This window comes from Pseudomonas sp. GW821-FHT07F05 (assembly GCF_059418765.1).
Genome location: NZ_JBWKQL010000008.1, coordinates 186,198 through 207,572, shown reverse-complemented (window position 1 = coordinate 207,572; position 21,375 = coordinate 186,198). Strand labels below are relative to the sequence as shown.

Here is a 21,375-nt window from a genome sequence, read left to right as displayed (position 1 = left end):
CGGCCGGACGTTCTGTGCGCAGATGAGAACCAGGCCCTCTTTCCAGGTTTGCCGCCGCACCGATCTAACACCATAATCCGGCCACATCCGCTCAAGGAGATGGCCATTGTCGAGCGCATCCTCTCATTCCTCATCCGTGTTGGTCGTTCAACTGACCGACAGTCATCTGTTCGCCGAAGCGGACGGCGCGCTGCTGGGCATGCCCACGCGGGCCAGTCTGGATGCGGTGGTCGAGCTTGTGCTGAGCGAGCAGCCGGCGATCGATCTGGTGCTGGCTACCGGTGACTTGTCTCAGGACGGCACGGTCGAGTCGTATCAAGCGTTTCGCGACGCGAGTGATCGCCTGAATGCGCCCGCGCGCTGGATTCCGGGGAATCACGACGAGCTGAGGGAGATGGCGATTGCTGCGCAGAACAGCGACTTTCTCGAACCTGTCGTCGATATCGGTCACTGGCGGATCACTTTGCTTGATTCTGCTGTTTCAGGGTCTGTCCCCGGCTATCTGCAAGACGGTCAGCTTCAATTGCTCGCTCAGGCCTTGAGCGAAGCGCCGGAGCGGCATCATCTGGTGTGCCTGCATCATCATCCGGTACCCATCGGGGCGGAGTGGATGGCGCCCATTGGTTTGCGCAATCCCGAGGCGCTTTTTTCGGTGCTGGATCGGTTTCCTCAGGTGCGTGCGGTGCTCTGGGGTCATGTGCATCAGGAGTTCGATCAGCTTCGCGACGGCGTGCGGCTAATGGCTTCGCCTTCAACCTGCATCCAGTTCGCGCCGAACAGCGTGGATTTCGGGCTCGACGACCTTGCGCCCGGCTATCGCTGGCTGCGTCTTCACAATGATGGCCGGATCGAAACCGGTGTTTCACGCATCGCCCCCGACCTGTTCGACGTCGACATCAACGGCGCGGGCTATTGAAAGACATTTCCTTGATGTGCAGCGATTCATCAACAGGCGAGTCTTTACGCAGTTGACCCTGTAAACTGCGTGGCTTTGCCCTGATGAGCGCCAGTAGGCCAGCCCGTCCGGGATGTATCGATTGCCGTTTGGGAGGCAACTGCGTGGACCAGGATCAATCGACGCTTCTTTATATTCACGGCCTGAACAGCTCGGCCAAGTCGCAGAAAGCCACACAGCTGACGACGCTGATGGCGCGTTTGGGTTTGAGCGAATACGTGCGCGTGCCCGAGCTGCATCATCATCCGCGGCAGGCGCTGGTTCAGTTGGAGGCCGCGATCGAGGAGCTCGGTCGGCCGCTGCTGGTCGGCAGCTCGCTCGGCGGCTACTATGCGACTCACCTGGCTGAGCGCTACGGCCTCAAGGCTGTGCTGATCAACCCGGCGGTCAATCCGCATCAGCTCTTCGATGGTTTTCTCGGCACCCAACAAAACCTTTATACCGGCGAGAGCTGGGAGCTGACGCACGACCACGTGACGGCGCTGGCCGAGCTGGAAGTGCCTGCTCCACAGGATCCGCAGCGTATTCAGGTGTGGCTGCAAACGGGCGACGAAACGCTGGACTACCGCCGCGCCCAGAGCTTCTATCGGGCCTGTGCATTGCGCATCGAAGCAGGCGGCGATCACGGCTTTCAGGGCTTCGCTGCAAAAATACCAGCGCTGTTGAGCTTTGCCGGGTTCGCCCCCGCCTTGCTCCAGGGCGTTGATCTGAGCGGGCTCTGACCCGAGCCATTGCTGCAACAAATATGTAGAACAGTCTTGTAAAACCAGTGCTACTCCGAAATTTCATGAACGACTTGATGACGAGACCCCATGGCCAATCCCAGCGCTAGCTCTTATAACGCAGACGCCATCGAAGTCCTCTCGGGCCTCGACCCGGTCCGCAAACGGCCGGGCATGTACACCGACACCTCACGCCCCAACCACCTGGCGCAGGAAGTCATCGACAACAGTGTCGATGAAGCGCTGGCAGGCCACGCCCGATCCGTGCAGGTCATTCTGCACGCCGACAACTCGCTGGAAGTCTCCGACGATGGTCGCGGCATGCCCGTGGACATCCACCCGGAAGAGGGCGTGTCGGGCGTCGAGCTGATCCTCACCAAGCTCCACGCCGGCGGCAAGTTCTCCAACAAGAACTACCAGTTCTCAGGCGGTCTGCACGGCGTCGGGATTTCCGTGGTCAACGCGCTTTCTACCCAGGTTCGGGTGCGGGTCAAGCGCGATGGCAACGAATATGAAATGTCCTTCGCTGACGGCTACAAGGCGAGCGAACTGGCGGTGATCGGCACCGTCGGCAAGCGCAACACCGGCACCAGCGTGTACTTCGCGCCGGACCCCAAATACTTCGACACCCCGAAATTCTCGGTCAGCCGCCTCAAGCACGTGCTCAAGGCCAAGGCCGTTCTGTGCCCAGGCCTGCTGGTCAGTTTCGAAGACAAAGGCACCGGCGAGAAAGTCGAGTGGCATTACGAGGACGGCCTGCGTTCGTACCTGCAGGATTCGGTGTCTGACTTTCTGCGCCTGCCCGATGAGCCGTTCTGCGGCGTGTTCGCGGGCAACAAAGAGGCCGTCGACTGGGCGCTGCTGTGGTTGCCCGAGGGTGGCGACAGCGTTCAGGAAAGCTACGTCAACCTGATCCCCACCGCCCAGGGCGGCACCCACGTCAACGGGCTGCGTCAGGGCCTGCTGGACGCGATGCGTGACTTCTGTGAGTTCCGTAATCTGCTGCCGCGCGGCGTGAAGCTGGCACCCGAAGACGTCTGGGAGCGCATCGCTTTCGTGCTGTCGATGAAGATGCAGGAGCCACAATTCTCCGGCCAGACCAAAGAGCGGCTGTCGTCCCGCGAGGCGGCGGCGTTCGTCTCCGGTGTGGTCAAGGATGCTTTCAGCCTGTGGCTCAATGCGCACCCGGAAATGGGCATGCAACTGGCTGAACTGGCGATCAGCAACGCCGGTCGTCGTCTGAAGGCGAGCAAGAAGGTCGAGCGCAAACGCATCACGTCAGGCCCGGCACTGCCGGGCAAGCTGGCGGATTGCGCGGGTCAGGATCCGATGCGCTCCGAGCTGTTCCTGGTCGAGGGTGACTCCGCTGGCGGCTCCGCCAAACAGGCGCGGGACAAGGAATTTCAGGCCATCTTGCCGTTGCGCGGGAAAATCCTGAACACTTGGGAAGTCGACGGCGGCGAAGTGCTCGCCAGCCAGGAAGTGCACAACATCGCCGTGGCGATCGGGGTCGACCCGGGGGCTGCAGACATCAGCCAGCTGCGGTACGGCAAAATCTGCATCCTGGCTGACGCCGACTCCGACGGCCTGCACATCGCGACGCTGCTGTGTGCCTTGTTCGTCCAGCATTTCCGCCCGCTGGTAGATGCCGGTCACGTCTACGTTGCCATGCCGCCGCTGTACCGCATCGACCTGGGCAAAGACATTTATTACGCACTGGACGAAGCCGAACGCGACGGCATTCTCGACCGACTCGTGGCGGAGAAGAAGCGCGGCAAGCCGCAGGTCACCCGATTCAAAGGCCTGGGTGAGATGAACCCGCCGCAGTTGCGCGAAACCACCATGGACCCGAACACCCGTCGACTGGTGCAGTTGACCCTGGATGACTTCACAGCTACGTCGGAAATGATGGACATGCTGCTGGCCAAGAAACGCGCGGGCGACCGCAAGAGCTGGCTCGAATCCAAAGGCAATCTGGCCGAGGTGCTGGTCTGATGCGGGGCTGGTTTGCAGCGCTGTTGTTGGTCGTCACGCCTGTTTTCGCTGCGCCATTGCCCGAGCTCAAGCTGCTGTCGGAGCATCCGGTGGATGACATGATCGGCGGCAACCTGTCCGGCCTTGCGTCCTGCAACGGCGTGCTGTGGACCGTTTCGGACCGCGACGACACCCTGCTTTATAGCCTCGACACCTCGGCAACGGTCTGGAAAGCCAAGGCACAGACACTGGAAATCCCGCCGATCCCGGACAGCGGCTTGTCCGCTACCCTGCGCAGCATGGCCAAAGCCTCGGCGCTGATTCGTGGCGGCGATCTGGACTTTGAAGGTGTGAGTTGCGACGCGGCGGGCAACCGTTACCTCGTCAGCGAAGCCTATGCCGCCGTGCTGAAGGTGCCAGTCGAAGGCGCGCCGGTCTGGCTGGATCTGCCCAAAAAGGTCGTCGAGGAAGCGCAGTCTGCCGGGATGCTGCAGCATTTCAACGCCATCTTCGAAGGCATCGCGGTCAACCCGGCAGGCGATCAACTATGGCTCGCCGCCGAACGTGACAAGCGTGGCCTGCTGACCGCCAGGCTTGGCAAGGACGGCTGGGCCTGTGATGCCAGTTGCATCCTGAGAGTCGACTCGGGCAATGACATTTTGCCGCCCGAGCTGGGTGGCAAGGCGGTCTCCAAGGACTATTCCGACATCTCGCTGTACAAGGGCAAGCTGTACACCCTGGAGCGCGCGGCTTACCGCATCTGCCGCCGGACGCTGGCGACAGGTCAGCTGGAAACCTGCTGGTCGTTCGCCAAAGAGGCGCTGCAGCCCAACCGGCTGTACGACCAGAAATACGGCCTGACCGAAGCGCTGATCGTTGACGAGAAAGGCGCGTGGGTCGGTACGGACAACAACTTCGGTGCCCGCGCCGATGGCGAAAAACGTCCCGTCGTCTGGCGCTTTGCCGCGCCCGAGGGTGGCTGGAGCGGCAAGCCTTGACCCAGGCACTTCCCGGCAAACGCGCCGGGCGGCTGATGATGATCATCGCCTGGGCGGCGGCGCTGTTTCTGGCGACGCGGTTTTTTGGCGAGTGGGAGCAGCGGCAGGAAAATCCGAATACCATCGTCGCCTCCGAACATGGGGACGGCTATGTCGAGGTGACACTGGCGAGCAATCGTGACGGGCATTTCGTCATGACCGGGCAAATCAATACCCGCCCCGTGCAGTTCATGCTCGACACCGGCGCGACCAATGTCGCTGTGCCGGAGAGCGTCGCGCAGACGCTGCGCCTTGAGCGCGGCGAGCGCGTTCAGGTGAGCACGGCCAACGGACGCACAGACGCGTTCCGGACCACCCTGCAACGGTTGCAGATTGGCGACATCGTCCTGAACAACGTGCGCGCCCTGGTGGTGCCCGGTCTGGACGGTGAACAGGTGCTGCTGGGCATGAGCGCCGTGAAACAACTCGAATTCACACAGCGCGGCGGCACATTGTTGCTGCGCCAGACGACAAAATGATGAGGCCCGCATGAGCGACTCCCTTGACCTCAGCCTGGATGGCGTAGAACGCCGATCGCTGGCTGACTTCACCGAACAGGCCTATCTCAACTATTCCATGTACGTGATCATGGACCGGGCGTTGCCGCATATCGGTGATGGCCTGAAGCCTGTGCAGCGACGCATTGTCTACGCGATGAGCGAGCTGGGCCTGGACGCTGACGCCAAGCACAAGAAGTCGGCACGTACCGTCGGTGACGTGCTCGGCAAGTTTCACCCCCACGGCGACTCGGCCTGCTACGAAGCCATGGTGCTGATGGCGCAGCCCTTCAGCTATCGCTACACGCTGGTCGACGGCCAGGGTAACTGGGGTGCGCCGGACGATCCCAAGTCATTCGCGGCCATGCGCTACACCGAAGCGCGTCTGTCGCGTTACTCCGAAGTGCTGCTTTCCGAACTGGGGCAGGGCACCGCGGACTGGGTGCCGAACTTCGACGGTACGCTGGACGAGCCCGCTGTTTTGCCCGCGCGCCTGCCGAACATTCTGCTCAATGGCACCACCGGCATCGCCGTGGGCATGGCCACCGACGTACCGCCGCACAACCTGCGTGAAGTCGCGACAGCCTGCGTGCGTTTGCTCGATGAGCCCAAGGCAACGGTCGAACAGCTCTGTGAGCACATCCAGGGCCCGGACTACCCGACCGAAGCGGAAATCATCACGCCCCGCGCCGACCTGCTGAAAATGTACGAAACCGGCAAGGGCTCGGTGCGTATGCGCGCCGTGTACCACATCGAAGACGGCGACATCATTGTCACCGCGCTGCCGCATCAGGTGTCCGGTGCCAAGGTGCTGGAGCAGATCGCGGCGATGATGCAGGCCAAGCCGTCCAAGGCTCCGCAGATCGCTGACCTGCGTGACGAATCCGACCACGAAAACCCGTGCCGGATCGTGATCATCCCGGGCGCCCGCAAGCATTTCGACCACGATGCGCTGATGCAACACCTGTTCGCCAGCACCGACCTGGAGTCGAGCTACAGGGTCAACATCAACATCATTGGCCTGGACGGCAAGCCGCAGCTGAAAAACCTGCGCGCCCTGCTGGTCGAATGGTTGGAGTTCCGGGTACAGACCGTGCGTCGCCGCCTGCAATTCCGCCTCGACAAGGTTGAGCGTCGCTTGCACCTGTTGGATGGTTTGTTGATCGCTTACCTCAACCTGGATGAAGTGATTCACATCATCCGCACCGAGGAGCACCCGAAAGCCGCGCTGATCGCGCGTTTCGCCCTGAGCGAAATCCAGGCTGATTACATTCTCGACACCCGTTTGCGTCAGTTGGCGCGACTGGAAGAAATGAAGTTGCGCGCCGAGCAGGATGAATTGCTCAAGGAACAAGCCAAGCTGCAAGCCCTGTTGGGCAGCGAGGCCAAGCTGAAGAAACTGGTACGCACCGAGCTGATCAAGGATGCCGAAACCTATGGCGACGACCGTCGTTCGCCTATCGTCGAGCGTACCGAAGCCAAAGCCCTGACCGAACACGATCTGCTGCCGAACGAGAAAGTGACGGTCGTGTTGTCGGAAAAAGGCTGGGTTCGCTCCGCCAAAGGTCATGAAATCGACGCCACCGGGCTCTCTTACAAGGCCGGGGATGGCTTCAAGGCCCTGGCGCCGGGTCGTTCCAACCAGTTTGCGGTGTTTATCGACTCCACCGGTCGCAGTTATTCGGTGCCGTCGCACACCTTGCCATCGGCCCGTGGCCAAGGCGAACCGCTGACCGGTCGTTTGACGCCGCCGCCCGGTGCGACTTTCGAATGTGTGCTGATGCCGGAAGACGATTCGCTGTATGTGGTGGCGTCCGACGCCGGCTACGGTTTCGTGGTCAAGGGCGAAGACCTGCAGGCCAAGAACAAGGCCGGCAAGGCGTTGCTGAGTTTGCCGGGCGGGGCGAAGGTGATCCTGCCGCGTCCAGTGCCCGATCGCGAGCAGAACTGGCTCGCCGCCGTGACCACCGAAGGCCGCTTGCTGGTGTTCAAAATCAGCGATCTGCCGCAGCTGGGCAAGGGCAAAGGCAACAAGATCATTGGCATTCCGGGCGAGCGCGTTGCCAGTCGGGAAGAGTACGTGACTGATCTGGCCGTGGTCCCGGACGGCGCCACGCTGGTGCTGCAGGCGGGCAAGCGCAATCTGTCGCTCAAGCCTGACGATCTGGAGCACTACAAAGGTGAACGTGGACGACGGGGCAACAAACTGCCCCGTGGTTTCCAGCGCGTCGATGCGCTGTTGGTGGAAACCGCGGGCTAAAGCGGTTGGTTCGGCGGTCGCTCTTCGTTTCGTCACGAGAGCGACGCAGAATCGCTGGAGTCAACGCGCATATTCACGGATGATATGACGTCCTCTGGCGCCGCCATGGCGGAATGCCTTCATGTTTTCAAAGTATTTAACAGCGTGGACGCGTTACACGGCGTTCACTTGGAAGGGATGATGAATTTTCTACGTGTTCCCTGTGTGCTGTTGTTGACCGGCGTTCTGGGTTTGGCCGGTTGCAGCGTTCATCAGCCCACGTCGCTCTATCAGTTGGACAGCGGCGATCCTGGGCAACCGAAACATACCGGCGGGGTCGCCGTTTTACTGGGCCCTGTGGCGATTGCTGACTATCTGCAACGTGAAACATTATTACAGCGGCAACCGGACGGCAGCCTCAAGGCGTCCACCGACGGTCGCTGGGCGGGCAGTCTGTCTGCCGATATCGATCAACTGCTGCTGCGCCAGCTCGCCTGGAAGCTCGACAGTCAACGCGTGGTGATGGCGCCGGCCGCTGCCAACTTCACGCCGGATGTCCAGGTGGTGTTGTCCATCACCCGCCTGGATTCAGGCGAGAAGCAGCCGGCGGTACTGGATGCTCAGTGGCGCTTGCTCGACCGTCGTGGCAATGTGCGCGACAGCAAGCTGGTTCACCTGGAAGAACCCCATGCAGGCTCTTCAGCTGCGCAGGTCAAGGCTCAAGGGATTCTGCTGCAACGCCTGGCGGACAAGCTGAGCGTCGCGGTCAAGCCCATCGCCAGCCAGCCGTATGTGGCAGACGTGCCGAAGAAGGCCGCAACGCCGGCAAAAACCCGGACTGATCAGGACAAGCCAAAGATCCCGATGGCATCACCGATTCGCACCGATCTGGAAGTGTTCCGCTTCTAGACTCAGCGCCCACAAAAAAGCCCGCAGCGATGCGGGCTTTTTTTGTGACTGACGCTTAGACCTTGCGCGCCTCGTGCATGCGCGCCAGCTGGCGTTCCAGCATTGACGGATACGGCTCCATCAGACGCTCCACGCAGCTGGCACCTTCAGGGCTCGCGATCGGGCGGATACGTGCACGCAGGCGAATGGTCGGGTCTTCGCTGATCTTGCGCTCCACCAGCAGCAGGTTGCGGCTGTGTTGCGACAGGGCCAGGGCGTCCTGGGCGGTTTCGGTCAGCAGCAGATCGATCTGGTTCATGCCGTGCAAGCCTTCGCCCAGTGTCAGGCCCAGCTGCAGTTGCAAGGTGATGCCGCTGTCGGCGACTTCGATCTGCAAGGCATGGCTCAATGCACGTAGCAACTCGCCACAGCAGATGGCGTTGGTCAGGTAGTCATCGCCGCTGTCCTGGGTGCTGAACACCATCAGCGAACTGCCGTCGTTCAGGGTGTGCAGCTCGCTGTCGTAGAGCGAAGCGGCCTGATCGATGCAGTCACGGTAGCGCTCGAGCAGCTCGGTCAGGCGCGTGCGCGGCAGGCGGCGAAGTTGCTCCTGCGAACCCAGCTGCACGGCCAGCACAGCGCTGTACTGCGGCTGCGATGGAACGACCGGAAGGATCGGACGCGGCGCAGGTTTTGGCGCGGCGGGAGAGTGATCGCGAAGGTCCGCGAACGGATCCTCCTCGTCGTCTTCATCTTCCTCGGCGACGATACGTCGAGCCGGGATCACCGTCGCGCGTGGCTTTGGCGCGTCGTCGAAGTCAGGGTCGTTCAGGTCGCTGCTGTCAAACTCGGGGGAGGCGTCGTCTTCTTCCTCGACCTGTGCAGGCTCGGGAATGGGAGCCGGTTCCGGTTCTGGCGGCGCGTAGGAAGTCTTCAGCTGGCGCGCCAGATCGCCGATCTCGTCCTGACGATCAGTGGCCGGCGTGTACGGATCGATGTAGCGCAGCCACATGCGCAGTTGCAGCATCGGCGTGGAGATATGGCGCCCCAGGCGCAAGCTCAAGGCCAGCGCCAGTGCCAGCAGGATCCCGGCCAGAATCGCCATGCTCTGGAGGCTGATGGTCAGCGGCTGTTGAAACTGAGCCATGTCCAGGCTGATGCGCAGCGTGCCGGCGACCACGTCCTGGAAGGTGATCTTGATCTCGTAGAGACCTTCCGCCTCGCCCAGCAAGCCGTTTTTCGGACGCTGACCGGCTTCGGCAAGAATGCGGTTGTCGGGGCTGTAAATAGCCGCGTGGGCCACCAGCGGGTTTTTCACCAGATTGCCCAGCAGCACGTTGAGGCTGAGGATGTCGTTGGACACCAGCAGTTCAGTGGCGGACGTGGCGGTCTGCGTGGTCAGGGCTTGCCCCAATGCGTCGGCCTGTTCGTGCATGGCTTGCTTGAATTGCAAACCCATGACGCAGGCGTAGATCACCAGAGCCAGCGCGACGAGGATCACGTTATGGCTGGCGATGCGCAAAGCAATCGGTACACGTCGGTGACGCAATGCCCGGAAGATCAGCAAGAAGAAATTATCGGTTTTTACTGGCGTGGGCCGGTTCACTGAGCACGGCTCTCTTGGTGAAGTTGGGGCGCAGTATAGCGAGCGACCCTGTGGCGGCAAAGCGCTGGCTGTGCCCGGCGGTCACTGAAAGTGCGTAGAATGCGGTTTTTTTCCACTGCGGGGGTGCGCCTTGCGCGAAATCGTCCTGATAAACATCACCGGTGAAGACCGTCCGGGTCTCACTGCGGCCATCACCGGTGTGCTGGCCCAAGGCGGCGTGAACATTCTCGACATCGGTCAGGCGGTGATTCACGACGCTCTGTCGTTCGGCCTCCTGGTCGAAATCCCCGACACCGAGGCAGGCGCGGCAGTGCGCCAGAACGTGCAGGCGACAGTCGACGAACTGGGGCAGCAAGTTCGTTTTACCCACGTGTCCGAAGCTGATTATCAGCACTGGGTCGACGGTCAGGGCAAGGCGCGGCACATCGTGACGCTGCTGACCCGTAAGGTCACCGCCGAGCAACTGCAAACGGTCAGCGCGATCACTGCCAAATATGGCTTGAACATCGACCGCATCGACCGCCTTTCCGGGCGGATGCCGCTGGACATGCCCACCGAGAAGAGCAAGGGTTGCATCGAGTTTTCCGTGCGCGGCGAGCCAGTCGATCCCCAGCAGATGCAGGCCGAATTCCTTCACGTTGCCCAAGAGCTGAACGTTGATATCGCGTTCCAGCAGGATTCACTGTTCCGCCGCAACCGGCGTCTGGCAGTGTTCGACATGGATTCGACCCTGATCGAGGCCGAGGTCATCGACGAACTGGCCAAGGCCCACGGCGTCGGCGAGCGCGTGTCGGAGATCACCGAGCGCGCCATGCGTGGCGAGCTGGACTTCCGCGCCAGTTTCAAAGAGCGACTGGCGCTGCTCAAAGGCTTGGATGTGAAGGTGCTGGACGAGATCGGCGCCTCGTTGCGTTTGACCGAAGGCGCAGAAACGCTGTTCGCCGAACTCAAGCGGCTGGGTTACAAGACCGCGATCCTGTCGGGCGGTTTTACCTACTTCGCTCGCCAGTTGCAGGCCAAACTGGGCATCGACTACATCTTCGCCAACGAGCTGGAAGTGGTAGACGGCAAGTGCACGGGCAACGCGATCGAGCCGATCGTCGATGCCCAGCGCAAGGCCGATCTGCTGCGCGAACTCGCGGGCAAAGAAGGGTTGAGTCTGGAGCAGACCATCGCAGTGGGCGATGGCGCCAATGACCTGCCGATGCTCGCCATCGCCGGCCTGGGTGTGGCGTTCCGCGCCAAGCCGCTGGTCAAGCAGTCAGCGAAACAGGCTATCTCGACGCTAGGCCTGGACGGCGTGCTGTATTTGCTGGGGTTCCGCGACCGGGAAGGGCGCGGCGCTTAAACGCGTGAATGTTGAGGCATCTGCAACGGATGCCTCGATGGCTCAGAGCACCGTCCACAGCGAATCGAATTCCTGCTCCGGGCCGCCGGCGTCTGGCGTCGCAACCTTTTTCGGCCCTTCAAGAATCTGATACTCAAACTGGTTGTAGCTGCCCGTCGTCGCCCGACGATTGCTCAGGCTCGCGCGTCGCTGTTCGCCACTGGTATTGATCAGCACCTTGGAGCCGTCCTCGAACGGCAGGCGCGGAGCGATGACCGTCGCTGGCACGTCGATGGCGCGAACTTCCGGCAACAGCAACGCGCGCAAAAACTGACTGCTCTGCTCGGCACGGGTCAGTTGCATGCCACATGCCTGGGCGAAAGGGGCTATGAGTTCGACACCCATCTGCATGCCACCGCCACGGACCTGCCGCACCCAGCGGACCACCGCAATGCTCCAGCCGTGCCCATGGTCCTGAATGCCGATCATCTCACCGGCCTGCAACTGGTCCGGGACTTCCTTCGGCCAGGCCAGGCAGTAGCCGCCCGGACTGTGATTGACGATGTGCAGCGTGTACGTTGGAAAACTCTTTTGCCCGTCGGACGCCGCATTGCCTTCAGCGTCATCACGTTTGTATTCGATTTCCTCGAACGGCAACATGCTGTCGGACGTGCCATTGCGTTGCGCGTCCGCCGTCTGCGCCCACGGATCATGCTTGGCCGGCTTCAAAGGCTGCAGCGTGTATTCGGCGACTTTGGACAGGGTCGACATTTGCAGCAGGTCGCTGAAAGACTGCTGGCCGCCGACGTAATAATGCAGAGCGCTCATGCCCACGCAGACGGTGAGGGTGCCTTGCCCCGGGGTGCGTTGAAACGCACGTTCTGACACATCACCCCAAGCGGCGGCAAGGTGCTGGAGGACGTCGATGGACAACCCCGGCGGCACTTTCAGCGCGGATTTCGAGCGTTCTTCAACAGGCGTTTCGGTGTAACGCTCCAGTGCAGCCGACAGAGGACGGGGGTCGATGCCGAGCAGGTTCGGCCGCTGATCGTCGTCGTACAGCGCGGCGTAGCGCGGTGCCGTGTCAGTACCCGGAGACACGGCGTACAGGCTGTTGCTGTCCAGCGGCTGCTGCAGCGTAACCATCGCGCTCCACGCATCCAGCGCCTCTGCCAGCTTGCCGATGTTGTGCTGGCGCATCTGATTACAGCGCGAGCAGCCCATCAGCAGCGCGACGACGTAAGTCTGTTCAACGGTCATCGCCTGGGTGTTGTGGGCGAGGCTGTCGGCGACGGGCACGTTGTGCAACTGATGCTGGCGGGCGATCTGATAGATCTGGTGCAGCTCAAGCCACAGGCCGTCCTGCACCGGGCAGTAAAGCTGATTGGCGCGGATCAGCGGGCCGTTCAGGCAGCTGAGCGCGCGCTGAAGGGCGGTGGTCAGCAGGCCGATGCGGTCTTTGCTGAGCTTGACGGCCACCCGCGCGATGATCTGTTTGTAGCCAATGGCGAGGTGGTTTTGCAGGGCCTGGCACAGATTGGCGACCTTGCGCGGACGCTCTTCGAGAACCACGGACTGGTTCAGGAAGTGACGCTCCAGATGCTTGCACACGAAAAAAACTTCCGGGCGAAGCAGTTCAAGGAGCTGCATGCGGTTGTCGCTGGGGGTGAGCAACTGGTTCAGCTCGCCGAGCCCTTGATAGAGCTGGCGGGCCATTTCACCGAGATTGGCCTTGGGCAGCGTAGCGATCCAGCGCTTCAAGTCTTTGGGCGTCGCGTCACAGAACGACAGGCTCGACTGCGTCGGCACAGGTGCGCGCAACAACAGTGGAAGACTTAAATTACTCATGTGACCGGCAAACTCCAACGACGACAGGACTGAACGGCGGCGTCCAACTCCGGGGGCAAGCACCCTCGCCGAGCGAAAAGAGCACGTTTACGTCCACTGAAAGCGAAGTTTCCTACAGCGCTGACAACTGGACTTTAGCAGCATCCTGCAACGGTCGCAGCCTGGGCACATTGTCCTGCGCCCAGCCCCGGCAATCCCTGGTTAAGCGTGGTGTGGCGCGACGGCTTAAAGCAGTTCGCGCCAGAAAAACAGCATCACGCCTCTCGGGTAAGAGTTAAGGCAAGAATCAGGCCTGCAATGGCAGCGCGATGCCCTGACCCATCTGAACGGCAGAACCGGCCGCCAGCAGCTCGGACCACTTCACCTGATTGGGCCCGAACAGCACGATGGCCGTAGAACCCAGTTTAAAGCGACCCAGCTCGGCGCCTTTTTCCAGATGAATGGGTGCGCGCGCGGCTTCGTCGTAACGGAAAGTCTTGAGCTCGCGCTTCGGTGGCGTGACCAGACCGGCCCAGACGGTTTCGATCGAGGCAACGATCAGGGCACCGACCAGCACGACGGCCATCGGTCCGCGTTCGGTGTCGAACAGGCACACGACGCGTTCGTTACGGGCGAACAGCTCTGGTACGTTTTCCGCCGTGGTCTGGTTTACCGAGAACAGCCGGCCGGGCACATAGACCATCTCGCGCAGGGTGCCGGCGAGCGGCATGTGAACACGGTGATAGTCCTTCGGCGACAGGTAAACGGTGGCGAATTCGCCACCCATGAACGGCGCGGACAGGCGCGCATCGCCGCCGAGCAGTTCCAGTACGCTGTAGCTATGGCCTTTGGCCTGGAAGATGCGGCCGTGTTCAATTGGGCCCAGTTGGCTGACCGCGCCATCGGCGGGAGAAAGGATCGCGCCCGGCGTTGGGTCCAGTGGACGCGCGCCCGGTTTGAGGGCGCGGGTGAAGAAGTCGTTGAAGTGCGGGTACCCGGTGATGTCCTCGACCTGAGCCTGGGACATGTCGACCTGGTAGCGTCGCGCAAACCATTGGGTGAAGGCATTTTTGAACCAGCGCACGCGGCATTCGGCCACGCAGCCCGCCAGTTGCGACAGCAGATGATGGGGAAGCAGATACTGGAAAAGGATAAACAGACGCTGTTTCATCAAGATTCCTAAAACGTTTGAAAAAGGGAATACGGATCTATGCCACATCGGGCGCCGATTATTTCTCGACCGGGGTGTCCGGATGGTTGCCCCACTCGCCCCATGAGCCTGCGTAGCCCTTGACCCTCGGGTAACCCAGCGCCTTGGCCACCAGATAGGTGAAGCCCGAACGATGATGGGTCTGGCAGTGGGTAATGATTTCTTTCTCCGGGGTAATGCCCAGGTCTTTGAGGATCTGCGGCATGTCCTTGCGGATGCGCAGGTGGTGTGCCTGGTCCATGCCGGCGGTCCATTCAAAGTTCACGGCGCCGGGAATATGACCTCCCTTGGCGGCGACGACTTTCTCGCCGGAATATTCGGTTGGTGCGCGAGCGTCCCAGATCGCCAGGTCATCGGCGCCGAGGCGGCTTTGCAGGTATTCGCGGGTGGCCGTGGGCTCGTCGTGCAAGGTGAGCGAGACCGGACCGCCGACTGCCTGTGGCACCTCTGACGACAGCGGCAGACCTTCGGCCTGCCAGGCGAGCAGGCCACCGTCGATATAGTGATACTTTTTGTGTCCGATGACGTCGAGCAGCCAGATGAAGCGGCCGGCCCAACCGCCGCCTTCGTCGTCGTAGACCACGTACACCGCATCGGGGTTGTGGCCCAGCTCGCCGAACAACGCTTCAAGATGGCTGTGCGAGGGCAGCAGTCCCGGCGCAGGTGGCAGGCCCAGTTGCGTGCGTTTCGGATCGACGAATCGCGCGCCGGAAATGTGGCCGGCCTCGTAGCGGGCCGGGCTGGTCAGGTCGACCAGAATCAGCTCTGGCGCGCTGAGGCGTGCTTGCAGGTCTGCGGGCTCGATGACCAGCGGCAAGCTTGAAAAGGCAGACATCTAGCGTCTCCGGATCGCGAAAAGGTTGCGAATTGTAGCTCAGCCGTCAGCCATTGCGATGGCTAAAGGTGGTCAGCGCTTTCTCGATGCACTGACCGGTTTTTCCGAACGCCTGGACGGACACTTCGGAAAACGGTCCGCCGCCCTGATCAGCCACCACCATCATCACCACACGGCCATTGCTGGCCAGTGAGCGAATCAGCAGGTTTTCGCCGCTGAACAGATTGCGCAGCTGCGGCGGCAGCAGCGCCGAAAACTGGGCGTTGTTGGCCGGTGTCAGGCGCAATTGCGTGGGGTGAGCGAGCAAGCGTTGCAGCACGGTGCTGTCTTTGTAGGGCACCAGCAACGCAGCGGCCGACTTGTCCACGCCTGCGATCTGATGCACGCGCAGGCTGTCGGTCTTGCGATCGGTCATCAGCAACACCACTCGCTGCATGCCCGCCGCCACCAATGCATCCCGGGCGCAGGTGGTCAGGTGTATCGCGTTGATGAAAATGCCGGGCTCTTTCAACAGATCGGCGCAGTGCTTGCGCCACAGCTGCAAGGCGTCGGGCGAGGGGGGCGGTGCAGGCAGCAAGCCTTTATGTACTCGTCGTGCACTCCACGGCCAAAGCAAAGCCTGCGCCGGGTGCCAGATATCCGGGCCGGAATGCTGGCGAGCGCTGGCCGCCGCATTCTGGTGAACCTGCTGCTGGAGATGATCCAGTGACTGTTGCAGATACAGGCTGGTCAGCAGTTGCCAGCGCAGGTTATGCGGCGTGTCCCAGGCCTGGTGCGCCGACAGCGCGAGGCCGTTGGCCAGCAGAATTGTATTGGCGGGCTGGTTAAGCCAGCGCCGCAGCGGCAGATCAGCGTCGAGTTGCTGTTGCTGCTTGAGTGGGTCGTTGTTGCTATGGGCGATGCGCAACACTTTCACCAGATTGCGTTGCTGGGAGGTCAGCAGTTCGTAGCCCTGGGTCACCCAGATCGGCAGGCGCCAGTGCTGCGCCAGCCCCTGACACAAACGCACCAGCCGCACGCCAAACAGTGCCTGCTCAACGGTCTTGGCAGATTCGCCCTTGTGGATAACCCGCAATTCCCATTCTTCCAGCAATTTGGGGTGGGCCAGCGCCAACGGCCAGAGGGGCGAGAGAAACAGCAGGCTGCCCAGATGGATGTCCTGCCACAGCCGGGCCAGTTGATTGGCGAACAGGCCGTAAGCCTGTTGCATGGCGTGCTGACTGATCAGTTGTATCTGGCGCAGCGCCATGGGGATATCCCGAGCATCGACACTCGGCAACCGCGCCAGCAGCGCCTCGGTACGCGCCAGACCCAGGCGGTTGATGGCGACTTCAAGACTCTCCGCAGGCTGAGCCGTGGCGGGGCTGTTCAGGTTGGCTTCGCGCAAAATGTTGAGCACCAGCGCCGGGCTGTCCTGCATGAGATCGGCAATATCGCGCAGCGAGCGGCGGCTGTCGGTCAATGCCGCCTGCACGCGCTGATACGCCACCGCGGGCACCGGCAATGCGATGCTGTCGAGCTGCTTTATCCAGGTATCGAGGGTGCGCGGAACAGGGAGCGAAGTAGCTTTATCTGATTGCATTCACAACACCCGTACGGCTGGGAGGTTTTGATCAATGTCGGGTACTGGCATCATGCTGGCCCTCATGGACGCAACGTCCTGCGCCACGCATCGGTCAGCATTTTCCTGTGATCTGACTATAGTCTGGCGCATTCATGCCGATAAGCAGGACAAGAGTTTCAAGCGCTTCTCGCACAATGACCATGAACCCGACTCAGTAAGTATTCTCTACCTATGGCAAAAATTATCGGCATCATCGTCGTTTTCGCGAGCGTTCTCGGCGGATACGTACTGTCCCACGGTCAGATCGCTGCGTTGATCCAGCCTTTCGAGGTCATGATCATCGGCGGTGCGGCGCTGGGCGCATTCCTGCAAGCCAACCCGGGCTATATGACCATGCTGGTCATCAAGAAGTCCTTGAAGATGTTCAGCACCCGGTTCACCCACGGCTACTACCTCGAAGTGCTGGGCCTGGTCTACGAGATCCTCAACAAGAGTCGCCGCGAAGGCATGATGGCCATCGAAGGCGACATTGAAGAGCCCGAGAACAGCCCGATTTTCGCCAAATACCCTGGCGTGCTCAAAGACACCCGCATGATCGCTTTCATCTGCGATTACCTGCGCATCATGTCTTCCGGCAACATGGCACCCCACGAGCTGGAAGGCTTGTTCGACATGGAATTGCTGAGCATGAAAGAAGAGCTCGAGCATCCTTCCCACGCAGTGACCGGTGTCGCCGACGCCATGCCGGGTTTCGGTATCGTTGCTGCGGTACTGGGTATCGTGGTGACCATGGCCTCCCTGGGTTCCGGCGACAAAGCCGCGATCGGCATGCACGTCGGCGCGGCGCTGGTGGGGACCTTCTTCGGTATTCTTGCGGCGTACGGTTTCTTCGGTCCGTTGGCCACTTCCCTGGCCCACGATGCCAAGGAAGAAATGAACGTCTATGAATCGATCAAGGCTTCGCTCGTAGCATCGGCGTCCGGCGTGCCGCCTTCGCTGGCCGTGGAGTTCGGTCGCAAGGTTCTGTATCCGGCCCATCGCCCCAGCTTCAGCGAGCTGGAACAAGCTGTCCGCGGTCGTTGATCCATGGAAAATAATCAGCCGATTATCATAAAGCGCGTCAAGCGCTACGGCGGGGGGCATCACGGCGGCGCCTGGAAAATCGCCTTTGCCGACTTCGCGACGGCGATGATGGCGTTCTTCCTGGTGCTGTGGCTGATGTCGTCGGCCACGCCCGAGCAACTGCTCGCCATCGCCGGTTACTTCAAGGACCCGGTCGGTTTTTCCGACAGCGGCTCGCCCTATGTGATTGACCTGGGCGGTTCGCCGGAAATGTCCCCTAACCAGACGCTCAACCCGGAAGTGCAATCCACGCCTGCGCCGGATCGCGTGCCCGTTGATGCAGACCAACAGGATGCCGCCGCCGAGCAGGTCGAGCAGGACCGTCTGGAGATGTTGCTGCAAGAGTTGCAGACCAAGATCAACGAGAATCCGCAACTGGCGAAGTTCAAGGACCAGATTCTGTTCGAGATCACTCAGGACGGTTTGCGCATCCAGATCATGGACGCCGAAAACCGCCCGATGTTTGACATCGGCAGCGCGAAGCTCAAACCGTATTTCGAAGACATCTTGCTGGCCATGGCCGACACCATCAAAGCCGTGCCGAACAAAGTCAGCATCAGCGGACACACCGACGCGACGCCCTTTGTTGGTAACAATGGCTTCGGTAACTGGGAGCTGTCGTCCGGTCGAGCGAACGCCGCACGCCGGGCGCTCGTCGCGGGAGGGTATCCGGATCAGCAGGTGGCGCGCGTAGTGGGTTATGCGTCTTCGGCACTGTATGACAAGGAGCACCCGCAAAACCCGATCAACCGTCGCATCGACATTGTGGTGATGACCAAGAAAGCGCAGCAGCGGATCGAAGGCGCGCAGAATTCAGGTGAAGCGCCGCAAACCCCGGATGCACCGGGAGCTCCTGCGCCATCGCCTGTACCTGGCGCTACAGCGCCGGCCAATCAGCCGGGGGCGTCGACGTCCACACCTGCCATTGACCCACAGGCTTATGCCCAGCCCCACGAGATCCGGCAGAAACTGAACATCTTCGATCAGGGCCAGTTGAAGATCGACGACACCAAGAATTGATACTGGGTTGCAGACACAAAAACGCCGCGATGATCGCGGCGTTTTTGTGTGCGCAGTTCAAGCGCTGGGACCGCAGTCAGTAGGACCGGCTTCAGCCGGGAAGGCCTAAATCGGATTGGCCACTACCGCTGAATCAATAACTGCTTTCCGGCAGGCTCGCGATAATCGAGCGATAGCTGTTCATGCGCTGCTGCTGCACGCGTCCGTCTGCAAGGCCCTGCAACAACGCACAACCGGGTTCGCGGTCGTGTTTGCAGTCGCGGAAGCGGCAGCGACCGAGCAGGTCGTTGAACTCGATAAAGCCCGCTTCGACATCGGCACGGCTGACGTGGCCCAGGCCGAATTCACGAATACCCGGTGAGTCGATCAGGTCGCCGCCGCGCGGGAAGTGGAACAGGCGCGCGGTGGTCGTGGTGTGCGTGCCTTGGCCCGAATACTCCGACAACGGCCCGACGCGGGTGCCGACTTCCGGCAGCAGGCTGTTGACCAGCGAGGATTTGCCTACGCCGGACTGGCCGACGAACACACTGATGTGGCCATCCAGCTGGTCCTGCAATTGCTGCATGCCGTCGCCGTGGTGGGCCGACACTTCCAGCACCGGGTAACCCAGCGTGCGATAAACGGCCAGCAGCGCATTGAGCGCCGGGGCGTTCTGATCGTCGATCAAGTCAAACTTGTTCAGCAGCAACAACGGCCGAATCCCGGCGTGCTCGGCGGCCACCAGGTAGCGATCGATCAAGTTGGCGTGGGGCTCGGGCATCGGTGCGAAAACGATGACGATCAGGTCAACGTTGGCGGCCACCGGCTTGAGCTGGCCCCGGCTGTCCGGGCGGCTCAGTTCTGTATCGCGGGGCAGTTGCGCAACGATCACGCCGATGCCCTGATTGCCCGCGCGCCAGACGACTCGGTCGCCGGTCACCAGTGCTGGCAGGTTGGCGCGCAAGTGGCAGCGGAAAACCTGACCCTGCAGCTCGCCTTCCTGCGCTTCGACTTCTACCTGCACGCCAAAATGCGCGATGACCAGCCCCGTTTGTTCGGGACCGAGATCGCCGCCTTCCAGCGTTTCGAGAGCGGTTGATTCACGTTTTGCGGCACGCGCTGCGCGTTCGCCCTGAATCTTTTCGATGCGCCAGTTCTGGCGGCGGTTGAGTTGGCGTTTGGCCATGGGTGTTCAGTGTTCCGTTTGAAGACGCATAAAGGTGCTGATTTGATAAAGCGCGAGCGAGTCTAGCACGCCCGGGTGGGCTAAACTGCGCGCCAACGCTGAGGAGCCGACATATGCAGAACAAACAGAATCTGATCTGGATCGACCTGGAAATGACCGGTCTGGACCCTGATAACGACGTCATCATCGAGATGGCAACGATCATCACCGACAGCGAACTCAATACCTTGGCCGAAGGCCCGGTCATCGCGGTTCACCAGAGCGATGAGCTGCTGAACGGCATGGACGAGTGGAACACCCGTCAGCACGGTGGCTCCGGCCTGACTCAGCGCGTGCGCGAAAGCAACATCTCCAACGACGAAGCCGAGGCCATGACGCTTGAGTTCATCAAGCAGTGGGTCCCCGAGCGCAGTTCGCCCATCTGCGGCAACAGCATCTGCCAGGATCGTCGCTTCCTGTACAGGCGCATGCCGACGCTGGAAAACTACTTTCACTACCGCAACCTCGACGTCTCGACGCTCAAGGAGTTGGCCGCACGTTGGTCGCCTGATCTCAAGTTCAAGAAGGGCAGCACTCACCTGGCGCTGGACGATATCCGTGAGTCGATCGCCGAGCTGCGTTTCTATCGCGAGCACTTCATCAAGTCCTGATGACAGGGCGCCGGCGGCCAAGCGCGGTCGCCTGGAGAGGGAGCAAAGCTAAACGCTCTCTTTTGGTGCCCCGGTCGAGTGGGTAGACTGCGCCCCTTTCTCGCAGGGACTGCCGCCATGTTGTTGATGCTCTACCTGATCGCTATTACGGCCGAGGCCATGACCGGCGCGCTGTCCGCAGGCCGTCGCGGCATGGACTGGTTCGGTGTGGTGCTGATCGCGTGCATCACGGCATTGGGTGGCGGTTCGGTTCGCGACGTGCTGCTGGGGCATTACCCGCTGACGTGGGTCAAGCACCCGGAATATCTGATCCTCACCAGCGTCGCGGCGCTGGTGACGATTTTCATCGCACCGCTGATGCGCCATCTGCGCTCGCTGTTTCTGGTGCTCGATGCGCTGGGGCTGGTGGCGTTCACACTGATCGGCTGCATGACCGCGCTGGACATGGGCTTGAGCATGACCGTCGCCGCCGTGAGCGGGGTGATTACGGGCGTGTTTGGCGGGATCCTGCGGGATATTTTCTGCAACGACATCCCTCTCATCTTCCGCCGCGAGCTGTATGCCAGCGTGTCGTTCGCCGCCGCGTGGTGCTTTTTACTGTGTCAGTACGCCGGCTTGCCGGTGGAGCAGGGCACGCTGATTACTCTGTTTGGCGGGCTGTTACTGCGGCTGCTGGCGATCAGGTTTCGCTGGGAAATGCCGAAGTTTGTTTACAAGGATGGGCATTGAGTCAGCGC

The 21,375-nt window shown here is 61.4% G+C and carries 17 protein-coding genes and 2 pseudogenes; 12 read left to right on the top strand and 7 right to left on the bottom strand.

Annotated elements, in window-relative coordinates; translation table 11 throughout:
* Positions 1 to 106: 106 nt before the first annotated feature.
* From cpdA to AC07RO_RS17830, 7 genes are all read left to right on the top strand, one after another.
* A complete protein-coding gene (gene cpdA / locus AC07RO_RS17860; protein ID WP_495086706.1) occupies positions 107 to 916 on the top strand; it encodes a 3',5'-cyclic-AMP phosphodiesterase in 810 nt (269 codons plus the stop codon).
* Positions 917 to 1,059: 143 nt separating this feature from the next.
* Complete coding sequence (locus tag AC07RO_RS17855; RefSeq protein ID WP_495086705.1) at positions 1,060 to 1,677, top strand: YqiA/YcfP family alpha/beta fold hydrolase; 618 nt, start codon at positions 1,060 to 1,062, stop codon at positions 1,675 to 1,677.
* Between the two features lie 90 nt (positions 1,678 to 1,767).
* Positions 1,768 to 3,672: a DNA topoisomerase IV subunit B gene (gene parE / locus AC07RO_RS17850; RefSeq protein ID WP_423570881.1), complete on the top strand. Its 1,905-nt coding sequence runs from the start codon at positions 1,768 to 1,770 to the stop codon at positions 3,670 to 3,672.
* The gene (locus AC07RO_RS17845) at positions 3,672 to 4,649 is read left to right on the top strand and encodes an esterase-like activity of phytase family protein (RefSeq protein WP_495086704.1); all 978 of its coding nucleotides are present in this window, start codon (positions 3,672 to 3,674) and stop codon (positions 4,647 to 4,649) included. Before parE ends, AC07RO_RS17845 begins: the two co-directional genes overlap by 1 nt.
* A gap of 35 nt (positions 4,650 to 4,684) precedes the next feature.
* Positions 4,685 to 5,167: a retropepsin-like aspartic protease family protein gene (locus AC07RO_RS17840; protein ID WP_192171474.1), complete on the top strand. Its 483-nt coding sequence runs from the start codon at positions 4,685 to 4,687 to the stop codon at positions 5,165 to 5,167.
* Between the two features lie 10 nt (positions 5,168 to 5,177).
* On the top strand, positions 5,178 to 7,445 hold the full coding sequence (gene parC / locus AC07RO_RS17835) for a DNA topoisomerase IV subunit A (RefSeq protein ID WP_495086703.1): 2,268 nt from the start codon (positions 5,178 to 5,180) through the stop codon (positions 7,443 to 7,445).
* A 180-nt stretch (positions 7,446 to 7,625) separates the two neighbouring features.
* A complete protein-coding gene (locus tag AC07RO_RS17830) occupies positions 7,626 to 8,333 on the top strand; it encodes a PqiC family protein (RefSeq protein WP_282367692.1) in 708 nt (235 codons plus the stop codon).
* Between the two features lie 55 nt (positions 8,334 to 8,388).
* Here the strand turns inward: AC07RO_RS17830 and AC07RO_RS17825 are convergent.
* Together AC07RO_RS17825 and AC07RO_RS17820 are read right to left on the bottom strand one after the other, a co-directional pair.
* Positions 8,389 to 9,093, bottom strand: a pseudogene (locus AC07RO_RS17825) (histidine kinase); the annotation flags it as partial.
* A 74-nt stretch (positions 9,094 to 9,167) separates the two neighbouring features.
* Positions 9,168 to 9,918, bottom strand: a pseudogene (locus tag AC07RO_RS17820) (AhpA/YtjB family protein); the annotation flags it as partial.
* Between the two features lie 130 nt (positions 9,919 to 10,048).
* Here AC07RO_RS17820 and serB point away from each other — a divergent pair.
* Entirely contained in the window at positions 10,049 to 11,266 is a 1,218-nt protein-coding gene (gene serB, locus AC07RO_RS17815) for a phosphoserine phosphatase SerB (protein ID WP_192171104.1), read from the top strand.
* A gap of 42 nt (positions 11,267 to 11,308) precedes the next feature.
* Here the strand turns inward: serB and AC07RO_RS17810 are convergent, their stop codons facing one another.
* The 4 genes from AC07RO_RS17810 to AC07RO_RS17795 form a co-directional block, all read right to left on the bottom strand.
* Positions 11,309 to 13,093, bottom strand: a complete 1,785-nt coding sequence (locus AC07RO_RS17810; RefSeq protein ID WP_495086702.1) for a cyclic-di-GMP receptor FimW-related protein — start codon at positions 13,091 to 13,093, stop codon at positions 11,309 to 11,311.
* Between the two features lie 286 nt (positions 13,094 to 13,379).
* A complete protein-coding gene (gene asd, locus AC07RO_RS17805) occupies positions 13,380 to 14,249 on the bottom strand; it encodes an archaetidylserine decarboxylase (RefSeq protein WP_495086737.1) in 870 nt (289 codons plus the stop codon).
* Between the two features lie 52 nt (positions 14,250 to 14,301).
* On the bottom strand, positions 14,302 to 15,117 hold the full coding sequence (locus tag AC07RO_RS17800; RefSeq protein WP_495086701.1) for a rhodanese-like domain-containing protein: 816 nt from the start codon (positions 15,115 to 15,117) through the stop codon (positions 14,302 to 14,304).
* A 46-nt stretch (positions 15,118 to 15,163) separates the two neighbouring features.
* Positions 15,164 to 16,699 carry an HDOD domain-containing protein gene (locus AC07RO_RS17795; protein ID WP_495086700.1) on the bottom strand — a complete coding sequence of 512 codons (1,536 nt, stop codon included), beginning with the start codon at positions 16,697 to 16,699 and terminating at the stop codon, positions 15,164 to 15,166.
* A 213-nt stretch (positions 16,700 to 16,912) separates the two neighbouring features.
* Here AC07RO_RS17795 and motA point away from each other — a divergent pair, with 213 nt between their 5' ends.
* Complete coding sequence (gene motA, locus AC07RO_RS17790) at positions 16,913 to 17,764, top strand: flagellar motor stator protein MotA (protein WP_037015764.1); 852 nt, start codon at positions 16,913 to 16,915, stop codon at positions 17,762 to 17,764.
* Positions 17,765 to 17,767: 3 nt separating this feature from the next.
* Positions 17,768 to 18,823: a flagellar motor protein MotB gene (gene motB, locus AC07RO_RS17785; protein ID WP_495086699.1), complete on the top strand. Its 1,056-nt coding sequence runs from the start codon at positions 17,768 to 17,770 to the stop codon at positions 18,821 to 18,823.
* 133 nt (positions 18,824 to 18,956) lie between these two features.
* Here the strand turns inward: motB and rsgA are convergent, their stop codons facing one another.
* A complete protein-coding gene (gene rsgA, locus AC07RO_RS17780) occupies positions 18,957 to 19,988 on the bottom strand; it encodes a small ribosomal subunit biogenesis GTPase RsgA (protein ID WP_192171099.1) in 1,032 nt (343 codons plus the stop codon).
* Between the two features lie 113 nt (positions 19,989 to 20,101).
* Here rsgA and orn point away from each other — a divergent pair, with 113 nt between their 5' ends.
* Together orn and AC07RO_RS17770 are read left to right on the top strand one after the other, a co-directional pair.
* Positions 20,102 to 20,638 carry an oligoribonuclease gene (orn, locus tag AC07RO_RS17775; RefSeq protein ID WP_495086698.1) on the top strand — a complete coding sequence of 179 codons (537 nt, stop codon included), beginning with the start codon at positions 20,102 to 20,104 and terminating at the stop codon, positions 20,636 to 20,638.
* 117 nt (positions 20,639 to 20,755) lie between these two features.
* The gene (locus tag AC07RO_RS17770; protein WP_122533826.1) at positions 20,756 to 21,367 is read left to right on the top strand and encodes a trimeric intracellular cation channel family protein; all 612 of its coding nucleotides are present in this window, start codon (positions 20,756 to 20,758) and stop codon (positions 21,365 to 21,367) included.
* Positions 21,368 to 21,375: the final 8 nt, after the last annotated feature.